At 64.9% G+C, this 626-nt stretch carries 1 protein-coding gene; it reads right to left on the bottom strand.

Annotation, left to right across the window (positions count from 1 at the left end; genetic code table 11):
* Nucleotides 1-626, bottom strand: a 626-nt coding sequence (locus HX846_RS23570; protein WP_178966190.1) for a PfkB family carbohydrate kinase, incomplete at both ends; no start/stop codon positions are given.

Below are 626 nucleotides of genomic sequence, written 5' to 3'. Positions count from 1 at the left end.
CGAGCATGTGCTGGCGCCAAACCATTGGCCAGGCCGGCGATAAACACCCCGGCGTGAGCATCGCCGGCACCGTTGCTGTCCACCGCCTTGACCTTGAATCCCGGCACATGCTCGGCCTGGCCATTACGGCTGATCCAGCAGCCATTCGGCCCATCGCGCACCACCAGCAAGGTGTCGGCGGGCAAGTGCTCGTTGAGCTTGAGCAATGCCCCCGCCAGATCGCTCGCGCCGGTAAAGGCCAGCGCTTCCGGACCGTTGCTGGTCCAGATATCGATACGCGGCAACAGGGCGACCATCAAGGCCGAGTCCGGTGCCTTCACCAGCGGGCCCGGATCGAACACCACCTTGATCTCGCGCGGCAACGCCAACAGCCAATCGAGCAACGCCTGGGCCTTGCCTTCCAGCAGCAGGCTGTAGCCGCTGACGTACACGTAGTCGTCGTCGCGTGGTACCGCATTGGCCAGGTCTTGCGCCAGCAAGTCACCCTCAGCGCCGATATGGGAAATGAAGGTACGCTCGGTGGTGGCTTCGGTCAGGGACACACACAGGCCTGTGTCCTTGTCGTCGCTGGCGGCCAGGGCCATTTCAATGCCCTCGGCCTGCATCGCCGCGCGCGCCAGGTCGCC

The sequence above is a fragment of the Pseudomonas sp. K5002 genome, from assembly GCF_013386655.1.
In the GTDB taxonomy this organism is placed as follows: domain Bacteria; phylum Pseudomonadota; class Gammaproteobacteria; order Pseudomonadales; family Pseudomonadaceae; genus Aquipseudomonas.
The sequence above is the reverse complement of the archived record's forward strand: the minus strand, read 5'-3'. Positions and strand labels throughout refer to the sequence as shown.